The organism is Salinisphaera sp. Q1T1-3 (assembly GCF_003602005.1).
Taxonomy (GTDB): Bacteria; Pseudomonadota; Gammaproteobacteria; order Nevskiales; family Salinisphaeraceae; genus Salinisphaera.
This window is the reverse complement of the sequence record NZ_QZWD01000055.1, coordinates 1-378: the sequence shown is the minus strand read 5'-3', so window position 1 is coordinate 378 and position 378 is coordinate 1. Positions and strand designations below refer to the sequence as shown.

Sequence of the window (378 nt, the reverse complement as noted above, 5' to 3'; positions counted from 1 at the left end):
TGAACGGTGAGTCGCGCATTCTTATGCGTGTTCATCCGGGTCGCTCCTTAGGTCTGACGGATTTCTGCACCCATCAGCTTCAAGGACTGCGGCTCGGATGAACAATCTACTGAGAGGTCACACCTAGGGCCTGTTGAGGTTTCGCCATAAGCGATTGAAATAGAATGGCGAACTCGCATTGTTGCGGTATTCCACCCCGCTTCAAAACGAGTTCGCGATGGCCCGCCAGATGCGCTCAGAAAAGCTCTGGGCGAAGCTCAGACAGATACTGCTGGCTGAGTCGATTGACGACAAGCCCCGATTGCGGCAAACAGTCGAGGGCATGCGCTACCGTATGCGGGTCGGATGCCCATGGCGCGACCTGCCGCCGGCCTTCGG

At 57.1% G+C, this 378-nt stretch carries 1 protein-coding gene; it reads left to right on the top strand.

Features of this window, described 5'->3' with window-relative positions; translation table 11 throughout:
* Nucleotides 1–217: 217 nt before the first annotated feature.
* A partial coding sequence (locus D3260_RS17145) for a transposase (protein ID WP_199671580.1) occupies nucleotides 218–378 on the top strand: 161 nt, incomplete at its 3' end.